General features: G+C 66.0%; 17 protein-coding genes. 15 read left to right on the top strand and 2 right to left on the bottom strand.

Translation table 11 applies throughout. The annotated features are described in order from the left end of the window. Positions 1-102 precede the first annotated feature (102 nt). The 8 genes from M1D40_RS15095 to M1D40_RS15060 all read left to right on the top strand — a co-directional run bounded on the left by M1D40_RS15095 (position 103) and on the right by M1D40_RS15060 (position 8,851). Positions 103-1,524 (top strand): FAD-dependent oxidoreductase, encoded by a 1,422-nt coding sequence (locus M1D40_RS15095; RefSeq protein WP_341393282.1) that lies wholly within the window; start codon positions 103-105, stop codon positions 1,522-1,524. A 217-nt stretch (positions 1,525-1,741) separates the two neighbouring features. Beyond that, entirely contained in the window at positions 1,742-3,118 is a 1,377-nt protein-coding gene (locus tag M1D40_RS15090) for a GAF domain-containing protein (RefSeq protein WP_461169349.1), read from the top strand. A gap of 109 nt (positions 3,119-3,227) precedes the next feature. Further along, complete coding sequence (gene exaC / locus M1D40_RS15085) at positions 3,228-4,751, top strand: acetaldehyde dehydrogenase ExaC (RefSeq protein ID WP_461169348.1); 1,524 nt, start codon at positions 3,228-3,230, stop codon at positions 4,749-4,751. Between the two features lie 60 nt (positions 4,752-4,811). Next, complete coding sequence (gene adhP, locus M1D40_RS15080) at positions 4,812-5,831, top strand: alcohol dehydrogenase AdhP (protein WP_341393285.1); 1,020 nt, start codon at positions 4,812-4,814, stop codon at positions 5,829-5,831. Next, positions 5,831-6,232, top strand: coding sequence for a DUF779 domain-containing protein (locus M1D40_RS15075; RefSeq protein WP_341393286.1), 402 nt, complete (start codon positions 5,831-5,833; stop codon positions 6,230-6,232). The genes adhP and M1D40_RS15075 overlap by 1 nt, the downstream gene beginning before the upstream one ends. A 160-nt stretch (positions 6,233-6,392) precedes the next feature. After that, entirely contained in the window at positions 6,393-6,785 is a 393-nt protein-coding gene (locus M1D40_RS15070) for a hypothetical protein (protein WP_461169347.1), read from the top strand. A gap of 325 nt (positions 6,786-7,110) precedes the next feature. Continuing rightward, positions 7,111-7,416 (top strand): DUF4193 domain-containing protein, encoded by a 306-nt coding sequence (locus M1D40_RS15065; protein ID WP_229964803.1) that lies wholly within the window; start codon positions 7,111-7,113, stop codon positions 7,414-7,416. A 250-nt stretch (positions 7,417-7,666) separates the two neighbouring features. Next, positions 7,667-8,851 carry a TerC family protein gene (locus tag M1D40_RS15060; protein ID WP_341393288.1) on the top strand — a complete coding sequence of 395 codons (1,185 nt, stop codon included), beginning with the start codon at positions 7,667-7,669 and terminating at the stop codon, positions 8,849-8,851. 112 nt (positions 8,852-8,963) lie between these two features. Here M1D40_RS15060 and M1D40_RS15055 read toward each other — a convergent pair whose 3' ends face one another. Further along, entirely contained in the window at positions 8,964-9,620 is a 657-nt protein-coding gene (locus tag M1D40_RS15055) for a hypothetical protein (RefSeq protein ID WP_461169346.1), read from the bottom strand. 100 nt (positions 9,621-9,720) lie between these two features. Between M1D40_RS15055 and M1D40_RS15050 the strand changes: the two genes are divergently transcribed. Beyond that, positions 9,721-10,479 carry a glycosyltransferase family A protein gene (locus tag M1D40_RS15050; RefSeq protein ID WP_461169345.1) on the top strand — a complete coding sequence of 253 codons (759 nt, stop codon included), beginning with the start codon at positions 9,721-9,723 and terminating at the stop codon, positions 10,477-10,479. Here M1D40_RS15050 and idi read toward each other — a convergent pair. Further along, positions 10,476-11,045 (bottom strand): isopentenyl-diphosphate Delta-isomerase, encoded by a 570-nt coding sequence (gene idi / locus M1D40_RS15045; RefSeq protein WP_461169344.1) that lies wholly within the window; start codon positions 11,043-11,045, stop codon positions 10,476-10,478. The two genes, M1D40_RS15050 and idi, sit on opposite strands and share 4 nt — an antisense overlap. 35 nt (positions 11,046-11,080) lie before the next feature. On the opposite strand from idi, the gene M1D40_RS15040 reads away from it, so the two are divergent. Genes M1D40_RS15040 through M1D40_RS15015 form a run of 6 tightly spaced genes read left to right on the top strand, consistent with a single transcriptional unit; the run spans position 11,081 to position 16,401 of the window. Then, positions 11,081-12,148, top strand: a complete 1,068-nt coding sequence (locus M1D40_RS15040; protein WP_341393292.1) for a polyprenyl synthetase family protein — start codon at positions 11,081-11,083, stop codon at positions 12,146-12,148. Between the two features lie 3 nt (positions 12,149-12,151). Beyond that, positions 12,152-13,063, top strand: coding sequence for a phytoene/squalene synthase family protein (locus M1D40_RS15035; RefSeq protein ID WP_461169343.1), 912 nt, complete (start codon positions 12,152-12,154; stop codon positions 13,061-13,063). Further along, positions 13,060-14,724 carry a phytoene desaturase family protein gene (gene crtI, locus M1D40_RS15030; protein WP_461169342.1) on the top strand — a complete coding sequence of 555 codons (1,665 nt, stop codon included), beginning with the start codon at positions 13,060-13,062 and terminating at the stop codon, positions 14,722-14,724. The genes M1D40_RS15035 and crtI overlap by 4 nt, the downstream gene beginning before the upstream one ends. Next, the gene (locus M1D40_RS15025; RefSeq protein ID WP_461169341.1) at positions 14,724-15,086 is read left to right on the top strand and encodes a lycopene cyclase domain-containing protein; all 363 of its coding nucleotides are present in this window, start codon (positions 14,724-14,726) and stop codon (positions 15,084-15,086) included. The genes crtI and M1D40_RS15025 overlap by 1 nt, the downstream gene beginning before the upstream one ends. Next, positions 15,083-15,517, top strand: coding sequence for a lycopene cyclase domain-containing protein (locus M1D40_RS15020; protein ID WP_461169340.1), 435 nt, complete (start codon positions 15,083-15,085; stop codon positions 15,515-15,517). The genes M1D40_RS15025 and M1D40_RS15020 overlap by 4 nt, the downstream gene beginning before the upstream one ends. Then, positions 15,514-16,401, top strand: coding sequence for a prenyltransferase (locus M1D40_RS15015; RefSeq protein WP_341393297.1), 888 nt, complete (start codon positions 15,514-15,516; stop codon positions 16,399-16,401). Before M1D40_RS15020 ends, M1D40_RS15015 begins: the two co-directional genes overlap by 4 nt. Positions 16,402-16,475 lie beyond the last annotated feature (74 nt).

The raw sequence follows: 16,475 nt of genomic DNA, 5'->3' as shown, positions 1-16,475 counted from the left end.
GGCTGCCGCACCGAACCGTTTAGACGCCGTCGTGCCCGGCATTTAGAATAGGAAACTGTGCGTTATTCCGCACGAGGTTTCCCCCGAGACGAAGGACTATCAGTGTCTAATTCAGCCGCGGACCGGTCGCAGCGCCCCATGCGAGTCGCCATTATCGGCGCTGGCCCCGCCGGTGTTTATGCCGCAGATATCCTCACCAAAGCTGAACGGGATTTTGAGGTCAGCATCGACCTCTTCGACAAGTACCCGGCGCCGTACGGCCTGATCCGTTACGGCGTAGCTCCGGACCATCCGCGGATCAAGGGGATCGTCAACGCCCTGCACAAGGTCATGGACCGCGGTGACATCCGTTTCCTGGGAAACGTGCACTACGGCAAGGACCTCACCCTTACCGACTTCCGCCACTTCTATGACGCCATCATCTTCGCCACCGGTGCCATCAGGGACGCGGACATGAGCATCCCCGGCGTTGAGCTGGAAGGTTCCTTCGGCGGTGCCGACTTCGTGTCCTGGTATGACGGGCACCCCGATGTGCCGCGTGAATGGCCGCTGGAGGCCAAGGAAGTTGCCGTCATCGGCAACGGCAACGTGGCCCTGGACGTGGCGCGCATCCTCTCCAAGCACGCCGATGACCTGCTGACCACCGAGATCCCGGACAACGTCTACGAGGGCCTGAAGAAGTCTCCCGTGACGGACGTGCACATCTTCGGACGCCGCGGCCCGGCCCAGGTGAAGTTCACCCCGCTGGAGCTGCGCGAACTGTCCCATTCGCGCGACGTCGACATTGTGCTCTACCCGGAGGACTTCGAATTCGATGAAGGCTCCGACCAGCAGATCCGCACCAACAACCAGACCAAGACCATGGTCAACACGCTGACCAACTGGCTCGTCGAAGAGCAGGACACCGGGGCCTCCCGCCGCCTGCACCTGCACTTCCTGCACAGCCCGGTGGAGATTTACGAGGATCCCGCCAACCCCGGCAAGGTTGCCGGCATGAAATTCGAGCGCAACGAACTCGACGGCACCGGCAACGCCCGCGGCACCGGCGAGATTGTCGATTACCCGGTGCAGGCCGTGTACCGGGCCATCGGCTACTTCGGCTCGGAACTGCCGGAGGTCGGCTTTGATACCCGCCGCGGCGTCATTCCCAACGAGGGCGGCCGCGTCATCGACGAATCAGGCACTCCCGTCCCGGGCATCTACACCACCGGCTGGATCAAGCGAGGCCCGGTGGGCCTGATCGGCCACACCAAGGGCGACGCACTGGAAACCATCGGGTTCCTGCTGGAAGACCGGCTGAACCTTCCCGCGGCCGAGGAGCCGGATGAGGACTCCATCATCAAGCTGCTCGAAGACCGCGGCGTCGAGTACGTCACCTGGGAGGGCTGGCTGAAGCTGGACGCCTACGAGAAGAGCCTGGGCGCTTCCTACGTGCACCCGGATCCGTCCAGCGGCGAACTGATCCGCGAGCGCGTGAAGGTTGTTGACCGCGAGGAAATGATCCGGGTAGCGCGGGGCCAGTAGCCCGCTTGCCCGGCCTGCAGCCGCGGCCCCGGGGACATTGTCCCCGGGAGCTGCGGCAGCCCCTTTTAACGCCTGATCCGGCCCGTCCTGCAGCAGACGCACAGGGGTGCCCCGGTCCCCGTGGCAGCCGGGGCGGGGCATGGGTAGACTGTCTTGCACACCACAGCTCGGAACGCGGTGTCAGCGGTCTCCTTATCAGTGCGGATAGGTCGGGGCAGTGCACAATTCGGATTATCTCCTTCCGCCGCGGCGTTCCGCGGAGGGCCTCCAGCGTGCCGCACACCGGGCACATGAGGGCCTGGACTCCGCTGACGGATTTCTGCGCGGGCTGAGGACGCCGGTCCGGGAATCCTGGCAACGGTCGCTGCGTCACCACACCGACCCGGACAAGGCCGTTCCGGAACTCGTTTTCACCGGCTCCGCCCTGGACGAGTACCGGCGCGCGCACCCCCTCTCCGCTGTCATGCCCGTTATCCGGCAGCTGCTGGTGCGCCCCGGATCGGACAGCGGGCTGCTGGTAGCGGTCGGAGACGAGCTGGGCCGGCTGCTTTGGGTGGAGGGCGACGACGAACTGCAGCGGCGCGCCGAAGGAATGCTCTTCATCCCGGGCACGGACTGGTCGGAACAGTCCATCGGTACCAGCGCCCCCGGAACGGCGCTTGCCTCCGGGCACAGTGTCCAGATTGCGGGGGCAGAGCACTTCAGCAGGCAGGTCCATTCCTGGAGCTGCACCGCGGTGCCGCTTCGGGACCCGGACACCGGCTCCGTCCTGGGCGTGGTTGACATCACCGGCCGGGACCAGGCGGTGGCCGAACACACGCTCGCGCTGGTCGAGGCAACGGTGGCGGCCGCCGAGGCCCACCTGCGGGTGGAGCGGCTGCAGGACGCCGACAGCGCGCGCCGGCGGAGGAAGACACAAGCGGGGGCCCGCGCCGCGCGCGGAGCACCCCGAGGAACACCCGCCCTGCGTGCCGTGCCGGCAGGAGCACCGGACAGCCTGCAGATCCTGGGCCGGGATTCCGCCGTGGTGACCGTGGGAGGGCGCTCCGCTGCCCTGAGTATCCGGCATTCGGAGCTCCTGACTCTCCTTGCGCTGCACCCCGAAGGACTCACCGCCGACGAACTCTCCGTCATGGTTTATCCGGAAAGCGCCTCGGTCAGCACCGTCCGCGCGGAAATGCTCCGGCTGCGGAACCTGCTGGGAAAACACAACGAGGGGATGCCGGGGCCGGCGCTGGTGCCGCAGTCACGGCCCTACCGGCTGCCGCACCATCTGGCCATCGACGCCCGGCAGGTGCTCGGCTACCTGGAGCGCGGAGCGTACCGGCGGGCCCTGAACCTGTACCGCGGACCCGTGCTTCCCCGGTCGGAAGCCCCGGCCGTCACGGTCCTGCGCAGCGAAGTCAGCACCGTCCTGCGCGAAGCGGTGCTTTCCGACGCCGACGCCGAGGTCCTCCTGGCATATCTGTCCCTGGCGGAGGCCGGCAACGACGTCGAGGCCTGGTCCCTTGCCCTGCGGATGCTGCCGCTGCGCTCACCCCGCCGCGCCTCCGTGGTGGCGCATCTGGAGCGGCTGGAGCGGGAACTGGGCTAGGACCCCTCCCGCGTGCGGCGGTCCGTGCGCCCATGCAACCTTCGTGCAACGTGCGGATACGTACCCTCAGTACGTCAGACACCGACGTCGTCACCTCCAAGGAGCAGACATGACCGTATATGCGCAGCCCGGCACCGAGGGATCCAAGCTTTCCTTCAAACCCCGTTACGAGAACTGGATCGGCGGAGAGTGGGTGCCGCCGGTCAAGGGAGGCTACTTCGAGAATGTTTCCCCGATCAACGGAAAAGTTTTCTGCGAGGTGGCCCGCGGCACCTCCGAGGACATTGACCTTGCCCTGGACGCAGCCCACAAGGCAGCACCGGCCTGGGGCAAGACGTCCGTTGCGGAACGGGCCCAGGTCCTGAACCGTATCGCCGACCGCATCGAGGAAAACCTGGAGATGCTCGCCGTCGCGGAAAGCTGGGACAACGGCAAGCCGGTCCGCGAGACCCTCGCCGCAGACATGCCGCTGGCCGTGGACCACTTCCGGTACTTTGCCGGTGCCGTCCGGGCCCAGGAGGGCACCCTCTCCCAGATCGACGACGACACCACTGCCTATCACTTCCACGAGCCGCTGGGCGTTGTCGGCCAGATCATCCCGTGGAACTTTCCCATTCTCATGGCTGTCTGGAAGCTCGCTCCCGCACTCGCGGCGGGCAATGCCATTGTTCTGAAGCCCGCCGAGCAGACCCCTGCCTCGATCATGGTGCTGATGGAGCTGATCTCGGACATCCTGCCGGCCGGCGTACTGAACGTGGTGAACGGATTCGGGGTGGAAGCGGGGAAGCCGCTGGCTTCCTCCCCGCGGATCCGCAAGATCGCCTTCACCGGCGAAACCACCACCGGGCGGCTGATCATGCAGTACGCCTCGCAGAACCTGATCCCGGTGACCCTGGAACTGGGCGGCAAGAGCCCGAACATTTTCTTCGCCGACGTCGCGCAGGAAAACGACGCGTTCTACGACAAGGCCCTGGAAGGGTTCAACATGTTCGCCCTGAACCAGGGCGAAGTCTGCACCTGCCCCTCACGGGCGCTCATCCAGGACTCCTTCTACGACAGCTTCATGTCCGATGCCCTGGCCCGCACCGCGCAGATCGTCCAGGGCAACCCGCTGGACACCAACACCATGGTGGGAGCGCAGGCGTCCAACGACCAGCTGGAAAAGATCCTCTCCTACATGGACATTGCGCACCAGGAGGGCGCCAAGGTCCTCACCGGCGGCGAGCGGCTGATGCTCGACGGCGACCTGGCCGGCGGCTTCTACGTGAAGCCCACCGTGTTCGAAGGCACCAACAATATGCGCATCTTCCAGGAGGAGATCTTCGGCCCGGTGGTTTCGGTGACCCGATTCTCGGACTACGGCGAAGCCCTGGCCATCGCCAATGACACCCTCTACGGACTCGGGGCCGGAGTCTGGTCCCGCAACGGCAACACTGCCTACCGCGCCGGACGGGACATTCAGGCCGGACGGGTCTGGGTGAACAATTACCATGCCTACCCGGCCCACGCAGCCTTCGGCGGCTACAAGTCCTCCGGCATCGGCCGCGAAAACCACGCGATGATGCTGGACCACTACCAGCAGACCAAGAACCTGCTGGTCAGCTACGCGGAGAACAAGCAGGGCTTCTTCTAAGCCGCACGCTCCGCGCCTACGCTGGGTGGACGCCGCATTGACCGAAGAAATGAGGATCGAATGGCCAGCATGAAAGCAGCAGTGGTAAACCGGCTCGGCGAAGGACTCGCCGTCGAGGACGTGGCAGTACTGGAGCCCGGCCCCGGACAGGTGCTCGTCAAGCTGGTGGCGACCGGTGTGTGCCACACCGACCTCCATGCTGCGGACGGAGACTGGCCGGTCAAGCCGACCCCGCCGTTCATTCCCGGACATGAAGGCGTCGGGGAGGTGGTGCAGGTCGGTGAGGGGGTCACCGATCTGCAGCCCGGCGACATGGTGGGCAATGCCTGGCTCGCCTACGCCTGCGGTGACTGCGAATTCTGCCGGACAGGCTGGGAAACGCTCTGCGAAGAGCAGAAGAACAGCGGCTATTCCGTGGACGGCTCCTTTGGCCAGTACATGCTGGTGGATGCCAGCTTCGCGGCACGCATCCCCGAGGGCGCAGATCCGCAGGAGATTGCCCCGATCCTCTGCGCAGGCGTCACCGTGTACAAGGGATTGAAAGTCAGCGAAGCGCGGCCCGGGCAGTGGGTGGTGATCTCCGGCATCGGTGGACTGGGCCATGTTGCGGTGCAGTACGCCAAAGCCATGGGCCTGCGGGTGGCAGCCGTGGACATCGCCGATGACAAGCTGGAGCTGGCGAAGAAGTACGGGGCCGAAGTGCTGGTCAACGCACGCAACGAGGATCCGGCCGAGGCTGTCCAGGCGAAGGTCGGAGGTGCCCACGCGGTGCTGGTGACGGCAGTGCATCCGGAGGCGTTCGGTCAGGCCATCGGCATGGCGAGGCGCGGAGGGACCATCGTATTTGTCGGGCTGCCGCCCGGCGATTTCCCGGCGCCCATTTTCGACATCGTGCTCAAGGCCCTGACCATCCGGGGCTCAATTGTGGGAACCCGCCAGGACCTGGCGGAGGCGATCGATTTTTATGACCGCGGACTCATCCACCCGAACATCACCACCCGAAACCTGGAGGAGATCAACAACGTCATGGACGAACTTCGAGGGGGCCGGGTCGACGGCCGCGTGGTGATCGGATACTGATGAGTGCTTCCATGGAGACCGGTCTTGAGGCGGCCGTGACGCTGCCCGGGGAGAGCACGTCCCGGGTGGCGCTCACACCGCAGGCACAGGAGCTGCTGCTGCGCCTGCGCGAGATGCACGGGCCGCTCATGTTCCATCAGTCCGGAGGATGCTGCGACGGTTCTTCGCCCATGTGCTATCCGGCCGGAGACTTCATCACCTCCGAAGCTGACGTACTGCTGGGAACGTTCGAGCTGACGCCGGGGGAGTCCCTGGACTTCTGGATGTCCCTGGAACAGTTCGAATACTGGAAGCACACGCACCTGACCGTGGACGTGGTGCCGGGGCGCGGCAGCGGGTTTTCGGTCGAGGCACCGGAAGGCAAGCGCTTCCTGATCCGTTCCCGGCTGATGGCTGGCTGACGCGGGACGTTTCTCCGGGGAAAAGCCGAGAGTGGACACAGGGTTGCCCCCGGGCATAGTAAGGTTGCTGTTTATTCTTCCGCTTCCGGCGGTAGTGTGCATATGGACAGTATCGGACGGTATTCGCGATGCCCCTGCAAGGGGCGGAAAAGAGGACAACATGGTTAAGAAGTTCGTATTTCTCGCCGGAATGGGCGTTGGCTACCTGGTTGGCTCGAAGGGCGGCCGCGAAAAGCTGATGGAACTCTGGAAGGATCCCAAGGTCCAGGAGACCGTCTCGCAGGGCACCGAGTGGGCCAAGGAAAAGGCGCCGGGCCTGCAGGAAAAGGTGACGGAAGTGGCCTCCACGGCCAAGGACAAGGTCTCGCACTCGTCCACGTCGGGCAAGCCTGCCTCCGACTCGGGCACCTCCACGGGTTCCTCGGCCTCCACGCCCACGGCAGCCGAGGCAAGCGGCACCAGCTCGACCGGTTCCACCGGGAACGGCAGCTTTACGACGGGCGGCCAGCACACCATGACGCCGGCCGAAGTGCAGCCCGAGCCGAAGCAGTAGCCGCAGCGCACAGGTACACCGGGCGCCTGAACACCGGCGCCTCAGAACAGCAGTCCCGGAGGGGGCGTTCCACGGAACGCCCCTCCGGCGTGTCCGGGGCCCATGGCCCGGTGCGCGGCGCGCCAACCGCGCACCGGAAATTCTTTTGGCCAGCTGTTCGTTCTCCCGAAGAGGGTCCGCATGACTGAATTCCGGGCTGCCGATTCGGCCCGCGGCGAATATGTCCCGAATGTTGCTCCGGGAAGCGAAGGGCATGCGGTCCATCCGTTACGATCGAGGCCGGATCCCAACAGCTAGCTGAAAAATGGAGTGTGAGTTAAGGCAGATGGCAACAGATTACGACGCACCGCGCAAGACCGAGGACGATGGGGCATCAACCGCCTCGCTGGAGGAACTGCAGGCACAGCGCAGTGTGACCCCGTCCGCCACGGCCGTGGACGTTGACGAAACCGACGCCGCCGAGAACTTTGAACTTCCCGGCGCCGATCTCTCCGGCGAGGAACTGCTGGTCCGGGTAGTCCCGGCACAGGACGATGAATTCACGTGTGCCTCCTGCTTCCTGGTCCGCCACCGCTCCCAGGTGGCCCTGGAAAAGAACGGCCAGAAGTACTGCTCGGACTGCGAGGGCTAACTGCCGTGACCTCCCCGGCTGCCGCCGTCATACCGGCCGCCGGGGTGGTACCCGCGCGTGTCCCGGCCCCCGGGTGGCAGGCCCGGTTTAAAAGCCGTTAGACTGGGGCATTCGTAGGGGAGTATCCACCACGCAGTTTTCCGTCAACACGTTCGGCGCCGAAGCCGCAGCCGGAAACCGCGGGCACCCGTTCACAGGGACGCCGGAGAGACCTATGGTTCTTTGACGTACCCTACGAAAGCGGAGTTCCATGACTGTTTCCCCCCTGATCTGGGGAGTGACGATTGTCGTCATTCTGGGCCTGTTGGCCTTCGATTACTTCTTCCACATCCGCAAGGCGCATATTCCCACGCTGAAGGAAGCTGCCGTCTGGTCCAGCATCTATGTGGGGCTGGCGATTCTTTTTGGCGTGCTGGTGCTGGTGTTCGGCGGTACCACCGCCGGTGCTGAGTACTTTGCCGGCTACATCACGGAAAAAGCGCTCTCCGTGGACAACCTGTTTGTCTTCCTGATCATCATGGCGAGCTTCCGGGTGCCGCGTGAGGACCAGCAGAAGGTGCTGCTCTTCGGCATCGTGTTTGCCTTGATTGCCCGCACCGGCTTTATCTTCCTGGGCGCGGCACTGATCAACTCCTTCTCCTGGATCTTCTACATCTTCGGCCTCATCCTGCTGATCACCGCGGGCAACCTGCTGAAGCCCGAAGGCGAGAAGGACGAGGCAAACAACTTCATCATCCGGATCGCCAAGCGGGTCCTGCCCACCACTGACCACTACGACGGCGACAAGCTCTTCACCGTGGAGAACGGCAAGAAGGTCCTGACCCCGATGCTGCTGGTCATGGTGGCCATCGGCGGAACCGACATCCTCTTCGCCCTGGACTCCATCCCCGCGATCTTCGGCCTGACGCAGAGCACCTTCATCGTCTTCACCGCCACCGCGTTCTCCCTGATGGGCCTGCGCCAGCTCTACTTCCTGATCGACGGCCTGCTGGACCGCCTGATCTACCTCTCCTTCGGACTTGCCGCCATCCTCGCCTTCATCGGCGTGAAGCTTGTGCTGCACGCCCTGCACGAGAACACCCTGCCGTTCATCAATAACGGCGAGCATGTGCCGGTTGTCGAGATCGGAACCGGCCTGTCCCTGAGCGTCATCATCGGCGTCCTGCTGGTCACCGTTATTGCTTCGCTCGTCAGCCCTGCCGGCAAGGCGCAGACCGCCGTCAACAACGCCCGCCGCCACGCGAACGCCTACCTCGACCTGTCCTACACTTCGGACGAGGGCGAGCGCGAGCGCATCTACGCCGCTCTCTGTGAAGAGGAACGGCAGATTTCCACCATGGACAAGAAATACCGCGACAAGGTCAAGGACATTGAGGACATCCGCGCCGAGGTGGCCCGCGCCCACGAAGAGCACGCGAAGTACATCAAGTCCTAAGAAGTACCTCCAGTCCTAAGAAGTACCTCAAGGCCTAACAGGACCCTTTGAGGCACCGCCGGCAACAGCAGCACTGCCGGCGGTGCCTTTTTTCATGGGCTTTCCGAGTGGATCAGCGCCGGCTGAAGGTCTCCTCCGCGCCGGCCTCCTGCCGCCGATGCGGAGGCCGGGATGCCTTCCCCAGAGCGAGGCCGGCCAGCAGCGCCCCGAGCCCGCCGGCGGCAAGGTCGCCCATGGTGTCCTGGTAACCGACGTTGATGCTCCCGTCCACAAACGCGTTGCCCCACCATTCGCCCAGCTCCCAGAGCACGCTGACCGCAAGGCCCAGCGCCAGAACGAGGACGGGCACCGCGATCCGCAGCGCCAGGCTGCGGCCGGGTACGGGGGAAGGTGCGGGGGAAGGCGCGGGGGAAGGCGCAGGGGCGGGGACTGCGCCCAGCCGCGCCAGCAGGAGATAGGTCATGGCCGCAATGACTCCGGTGGCCGCGAAGTGCACGGGCAGGTCCCACCAGCTCACGCGCGCGTACAGATTCAGGACGCTGCTCCAGGCCGCCGCCAAAAGCGTCAGGCCGTAGATGCCGTCAAACACCCGCGAAATGTCCAGGCACCGGGAGATGAGTATTCCCATCAGCACCAGCAGGAACAGTGCAACGTCCACCGGTCCGTACGAAAGAACAGCTGCCGCGAGACTGAACACGCAAAGAAGTCGTACTGCATCTGCGAAGAACTCTCCGGCACCGGACGGGCGGCGGAGGAGGGCGTCGATCATGGATTTACGGTATCGCAGCACCTCCTCCCGCGGGAGAGCGGCAGTTCCTGCACCGCCTCTCCGGAGCCGCGTCCGGAGCCGCTGCGGCTAGACTTCCTCCATGCCTGCCGTCCTGCCCTCAGTCAGCGTGGTTATTCCCTGCCTGAACGACGCCGCCGCCCTCGAGGCCTGCCTGGCCTCTCTTGCCCGGCAAACCCTGCAGCCCTGGGAAATTGTGGTGGTGGACAACAACAGCACCGATTCCAGCGCTGCCGTCGCCCGACGGTTTGGTGCCCGCGTTATCCCCGAGCCGGTGCCCGGGATTCCGGCGGCAGCCGCCGCCGGCTATGACGCAGCCGGGGGCGGGATTATTGCCCGCTGTGACGCTGATTGTGTTTTGCCCCCGGACTGGGTTCAGCGGATAGCAGAACGCTTTGCCGCAGATCCGGAGCTCGGAGCACTCTCGGGCCCGGGAGCCTTTTACGGCTTCCCCCGGCCGGTGGGCGCGGCGCTCAGCGTGCTGTACCTCGGCTCCTACTATCTGGCGATGGGGCTGGCGCTGGGGCACCTGCCGCTGTTCGGCTCGAACCTCGCCATGCGGGCCTCCGTCTGGCATCAGATCCGCCCCTCGGTGCACCGGCATGATCCGGAAATGCACGACGACGTCTGCCTGAGCCTGCATCTGGGCCAGCAGTACCGCTGCCGGTTCGAACCGACCCTCGTGGTGGGCATGGCGCCGCGGGCACTCATCGGCGCGGCCAACCTCGCCCGACGCTTCCGCCGTGCCTTCCATACGCTGCTGGCACACTGGCCGGCCGAGGCACCCTGGGTGCGCTGGCCCCGCCGGTTTTCCGCACCTGCCGAAGCCGGCCGCCGCTAGGAGAGGCCGGGGCCTGCAGGGTTCGAAGCGGCGAAAACCTGCGGATACAGCAGGGGCAGCTGCAGTACGAGCCAGGGGCTGAAGGCCCACGGGGACAGACGGACGGACTCAGCCAGGGCCAGCGGATCAACCCACTGCCAGTCCATCACCTCATCGGCGGCAGGAACCGGGTCTGCGTCGGCCACCGCGGTGTAGACCGGGCAGATTTCGTGCTCCACGATTCCTGACGCGTCCACTGCCCGGTAACGGAAATCGGGCAGCTTAAGCGTCAGCTGCTCCGGCAACAGGGTCAGCCCCAGTTCCCGCTCCGCGCGCCGGAGCACGGCGTCGGCGGTGGCTTCCCCCGGGCCCGGGTGCCCGCAGAAGGAGTTGGTCCAGACGCCGGGCCAGGTCAGCTTGCCCAGAGCCCGCCGCGTGACCAGCAGCTGGCCGGACCGGTTGAAAACGTGAGTGGAGAACGCCAAATGCAAAGGCGTGTCAACAGTATGCACCGTTGCTTTTTCGTGCGTTCCGACGGGCGTGCCGTCCGGATCCACGAGAACGACCAGTTCCGCGTGTTGCGCCATTTCTCCTCCGTATCTTCTCCGTGTTTACTTTACCTATGGAGACTGAACCCCTGCTTGAACCAGCAATCGGACAAGAGCAGGTGGAGAGTGTCCTGCACAGTTTTTTCGAGCGGGCGAAGCTCCGCGCCGCCAAGCTCAGCCCCAGCTACCTTAGCCTCTGGGAAACGCTGGAGACGTCCACCGTTGGCGGCAAGCGGGTCCGTCCCGGCATCTTGATGACGGCGTACCAGCATCTGGGCGGCACCAACATCAGTGCAGCGGCGCGGGTTGGCGCCGCCTTTGAGCTGCTGCACACGGCGCTGATCATCCACGACGACGTCATCGACCTGGATTTCGTCCGCCGGGGCCACGACAACGTCTCCGGAACCTACCGCTCCCTGGCGGAGACGGCGGGACAGACGCCCGAAGCAGCCCGGCACCGCGGCATGTCGGCCGGCATCATCGCCGGTGACCTGGCCCTGACGGGCGCCTTCCGCATGCTGGACACGGTGGACACCGATCCCGGGACCCGGCAGCGGCTGGCCGGGATCCTGGACGATGCGGTGTTTGCCTCCGCCGCCGGCGAGCTCATCGACGTCGACTTCTCCTTCTCGCCCGGCGCCCCGCCGGTGCCCGAGATCCTGGACATGGAACGGCTGAAAACCGCTGTCTACTCCTTCGAGGCTCCGCTGCAGGCAGGGGCGGTGCTCGCCGGAGCGAACGACGACGTCGTTGCCACTCTGGGCGACTTTGGCCGGGACACGGGAATCGCGTATCAGCTCGTTGATGACCTCCTGGGGGTTTTCGGCAAAGAAAGCGCCACGGGCAAGTCAAACCTGAGCGACCTCCGGGAGGGCAAGCGGACCGCGCTGATCTCGCACGCAGCACAGGGACCCTGCTGGGCCGAGCTCTCACACCTGATCGGCTGCCCCGACCTCACCCCCGAAGAAGCGGACCGGGCGCGGGAACTCCTGATCAGCTCCGGGGCCCGCGACTACGCCCGTTCCCTCGCCGAGGAGCACGCCGACCGGGCCCGCGCCCACCTGGACTGCCCGGCCGTTCCGCCCCCGCTGCGTCTGGTGCTCGAACGCATCGTGGCCGGCGCCCTGAACCGGGGCCGGTAGGGAATGGCCGGAGAAACAGGCCTGGACCTGTACAACAGGGTGGCGGTGGAAACGGCGTCGGGAGTTATCCGTTCCTATTCCACTTCCTTTGGGCTGGCCTCGCGGCTGCTGCGTCCCCGAACCCGGCTGCAGATTGAGGCCGTTTACGCGCTGGTGCGGCTCGCGGATGAAATTGTCGACGGCGTGGCAGCGGCCGCGGGCCTTCCGGCGGCGGACGTCGGCCGGGTGCTGGATACGCTGGAAGCCGACACACGTCAGGCCCTGCGCACCGGCTACAGCGTCAATCTGGTGGTTCATGCCTTCGCCCTGACCGCCCGTGCCACCGGCATCACAGAGGAGCTGACCACGCCCTTCTTCCGGTCCATGCGTGCGGACCTGCTGCGCGCGGAACACACCCAGGCCTCCTTCGACGACTACGTCTACGGGTCCGCCGAAGTCATTGGGCTCATGTGCCTGCTGTGTTTCCTGGACGGCGTCGAGGTCAGCGAGGACCGGGCGAAACGGCTTCGGGAAGGTGCGCAGCGCCTCGGGGCGGCCTTTCAGAAGGTCAACTTTCTCCGCGACCTGGCCGATGACTTCGATGCCCTGGGCCGCAGCTACTTTCCCGGGGTCAGCGTGGGCGCATTCTCCGAGTCGGACAAACACCGGCTGCTCGATGACATTGACGCTGACCTGCTGGTTTCCGGGGCATCCATCGCCGAGCTTCCGTCCGCAGCCCGGCCCGCCGTCGCACTGGCCCAGGAGCTCTTTGCAGAGCTCTCCCGCCGGCTGCGGGCCACCCCCGCCGAAGAGCTGCGCAGCACCCGGGTCCGGGTGCCCAACCCCGTCAAGCTGCGCATCGCCGCGCAGATCCTTGCCGTCCACCGCCTCCGCCGGACGGCGCCGCGCGGTTCCTACGCCGGAAGGCAGCCATGACCCGCAGTTCCGCAACGGCACAGCCACGCACCGCCGTCGTCATCGGCGGCGGAATCACCGGACTGGCCACCGCAGCCCTGCTGGCCCGGGAAGGGCTGGAGGTCACCGTCCTGGAGAAGCAGCCCGTGGCCGGCGGGCGGACCGGAACCTGGCAAAGTGCCGGTTTCAGCTTCGACACCGGGCCCTCCTGGTACCTGATGCCTGAAGTCTTTGACCATTTCTTCCGGCTGCTGGGCACCTCCGCGGAGGAACAGCTGGAGCTGGTCCGGCTGGATCCGGGCTACCGCGTCCTCTTTGAAGGTTTCGCCGAGCCGGTGGACATCGCAGCGACCCGCGACGAGAACGTGAAGCTGTTCGAGTCCCTGGAGCCCGGCGCGGGAGCGCGCCTGGAGAAATACCTGGACTCCGCCGTCGACGTCTACGACATGGCCAAGAAGCGCTTCCTGTATTCCACCTTCGCGTCCTTCCTGCCCCTGCTGCGGCCCGATGTGCTGCGGCGCGGCCCCCGGCTGGCCCAGCTGCTGCTGCAGCCGCTCAGTTCCTTTGTGGCGCAAAAGTTCACCGATCCCCGGATCCGGCAGATCCTGGGTTATCCGGCGGTCTTCCTCGGCTCCTCGCCGTTCACCACCCCGAGCATGTACCACCTGATGAGCCGGCTGGACCTGGCCGACGGTGTGCTGTATCCGATGGGAGGCTTCACCCGGCTGATCAGCGTCATATCCGAGCTGGCCCGGGCCGAGGGCGTCACGATCCGCACCGAAACCGCCGTCACCCGGATCCTCACCACGGAACCCGACGCGGGACGTAGTAGCCGGCGTCTGCCCCGGCGGCTCGCCGGCCGGCGGCGCGCCCGGGCCACCGGCGTCGAGTACACCGACGCCGCCGGAGAGCTGCTGAGACTGGAGGCCGACCTCGTGGTGTCCGCCGCGGATCTGCACCACACCGAGACCGCGCTGCTGCCGCGCGAGCTGCAGACCTACCCGGAAAGCTACTGGAAGCACCGCATTCCCGGTCCGGGCGGGCTGCTGCTGCATCTGGGAGTCCGTGGTGAGCTGCCGTCCCTGGCGCACCACACGCTGCTTTTCACCTCGGACTGGAAAGCGAACTTCAGCAAGATCTTCGGCCGGGAAACTTCGGTTCCGGATCCGGCGTCGCTCTACGTGTGCCGGCCCAGTGCGACAGATCCCGGCGCTGCCCCCGAGGGATACGAAAACCTGTTTGTCCTGGTACCGGTGCCTTCAGACCCCTCGCTGGGCTCCGGCGGGATGGACGGCGGCGGCGATGCGCGGATTGAGGCCATGGCCGACGCCGTCATCGCGCAGATCTCGGCCTGGGCCGGGATCCCCGATCTGGCCGAGCGCATCACCGTCCGCAGGACCGTGGGGCCGCAGGACTTTGTGCAGGACCTGAACTCCTGGCGCGGAACCCTGCTCGGCCCGGCGCACGTCCTGAAACAGAGCGCTTTCTTCCGCGGCACCAACGCCAGCCGCAGAGTGGAGGGGCTGCTGTACGCCGGCGGCTCCACGCTGCCGGGCATCGGCTTGCCGATGTGCCTGATCAGCGCGGAACTGGTGCTTAAACGGCTCCGCGGAGACACCAGCACCGAAGAGCTGCCGGTTCCGGAACCGGCAGCGGATCCGAATTCCGGGAGCCGGTCCTGATGGGGGCGCTCTACCTGCTGCTGCTGCTGGCCTCCATCGGGTGCATGGCGCTGCTGGACCACAGGTTCAAGCTGTTCTTTTTCGCCGATGCCAGGCGCGCGGCGCTGGTGACGGCCATTGGCCTGGTGTTTTTCCTGCTGTGGGACCTCGGCGGCATTGGCCTGGACATTTTCCACCGCGGGGAAACCCCCATCATGCTCGGCATTGTCCTGGCCCCGCACCTGCCCGTTGAGGAGGTCTTCTTCCTGGCCTTCCTCTGCTACCTCACCATGGTGCTCTTCGGGCTGGTATCGCTGGTGCTGCGCACTGCCCGGCACCGCTCCGGACGGCAGCACACCGGGCGGCAGGAGGTGAAGCGGTGACGTACTGGGCGCTGAACGCCGTCTTCCTGGTTCCGGCCGCGGCCGTGCTGGTTCTCGCCCTGCTGCGCAGGCGCCGCGCATCGGCGGAGTCCGGTGCAACGAAAGCTTCCGGGAAACCCGGGGCGCCTGGCGGGAAAGGCATGCCGGCCGCACTGGCCGTCACCGCCGTCGTCCTGCTGGTCCTCACCGCGGTCTTCGACAACGTGATGATCGCCGCGGGGCTGTTCTGGTACAACCCGGAACGGATTTCCGGGGCCTTCATCGGCAGCGCCCCGCTGGAGGACTTCGCCTACGCCCTGGCCGCGGTGCTGCTGCTGCCGGCGCTGTGGGTGCTGCTGGAGAAAAGGCCGAAGGCCCCGGAGGGCGACAGCGCAGAACATAGCGCAGAACGCAGCGCAGAACATAGCGCAGAACACGAGGAGAAGCAGTGAGCACATCAACCCGGACCCCGGGCTCGACGCTGCGGATGCTGCTCGTTTCGTCCCGTCCGCTGTCCTGGGTCAACACCGCCTATCCTTTTGCCGCCGCCTACCTCATCACGACCGGCGGCATCGACCTGGCCTGGGTCCTGGGCACGCTGTACTTCCTGATCCCGTACAACCTGGCCATGTACGGCATCAATGATGTCTTTGACTACGAGTCGGACCTGCACAACCCGCGCAAGGGCGGGGTGGAGGGCGCGGTGCTGGACCGCAGCTTCCACCGGATCACCCTGTGGGCGGCAGTGGCCACCAACGTACCGTTCCTGGTTGCCCTGCTCCTGCTGGGCAACCCGCTGTCCTGGCTGGTCCTCGCCGTCAGCGTATTTGCCGTGGTCGCCTACAGTGCGCCCGGGCTTCGGTTCAAGGAACGTCCGTTTTTGGATTCCCTTACCTCCAGCACGCACTTTGTGTCACCGGCCGTGTACGGACTGGTGCTGGCCGGGGCCGCCTTCACTCCGGGGCTGTGGGCGGTGCTGGGGGCGTTCTTCCTCTGGGGCGTGGCGAGCCAGGCCTTCGGCGCGGTGCAGGACGTGGTGCCGGACCGCGAGGGCGGGATTTCCTCGATTGCCACCGTCCTGGGGGCCAAAGCGGTGGTCCGGTTCGCTGCCGCCGCCTACCTTACCGGCGGGCTGCTGATGCTGCTCACGCCCTGGCCTGCGGTGCTGGGCGGCCTGCTGGCGGTGCCGTACATCCTGAACCTGCTGCCGTTCTGGAACATCCCGGACGCGGACTCGGAGCAGGCCAACGCCGGCTGGAAGCGGTTCCTGAAGCTGAACTTCCTCACCGGATTCCTCGTGACCATGCTGATCATCTGGTACTGGCCGTCCCGGTAGCGCCATTGGGGGAGGGAACACAAGAGCGGCCGGCCCCCGAAGGGACCGGCCGCTCTTGTATCCGGCAGTTGCGC

Source organism: Arthrobacter sp. Z1-15, assembly GCF_054792395.1.
The sequence above is the reverse complement of the archived record's forward strand: the minus strand, read 5'-3'. Positions and strand labels throughout refer to the sequence as shown.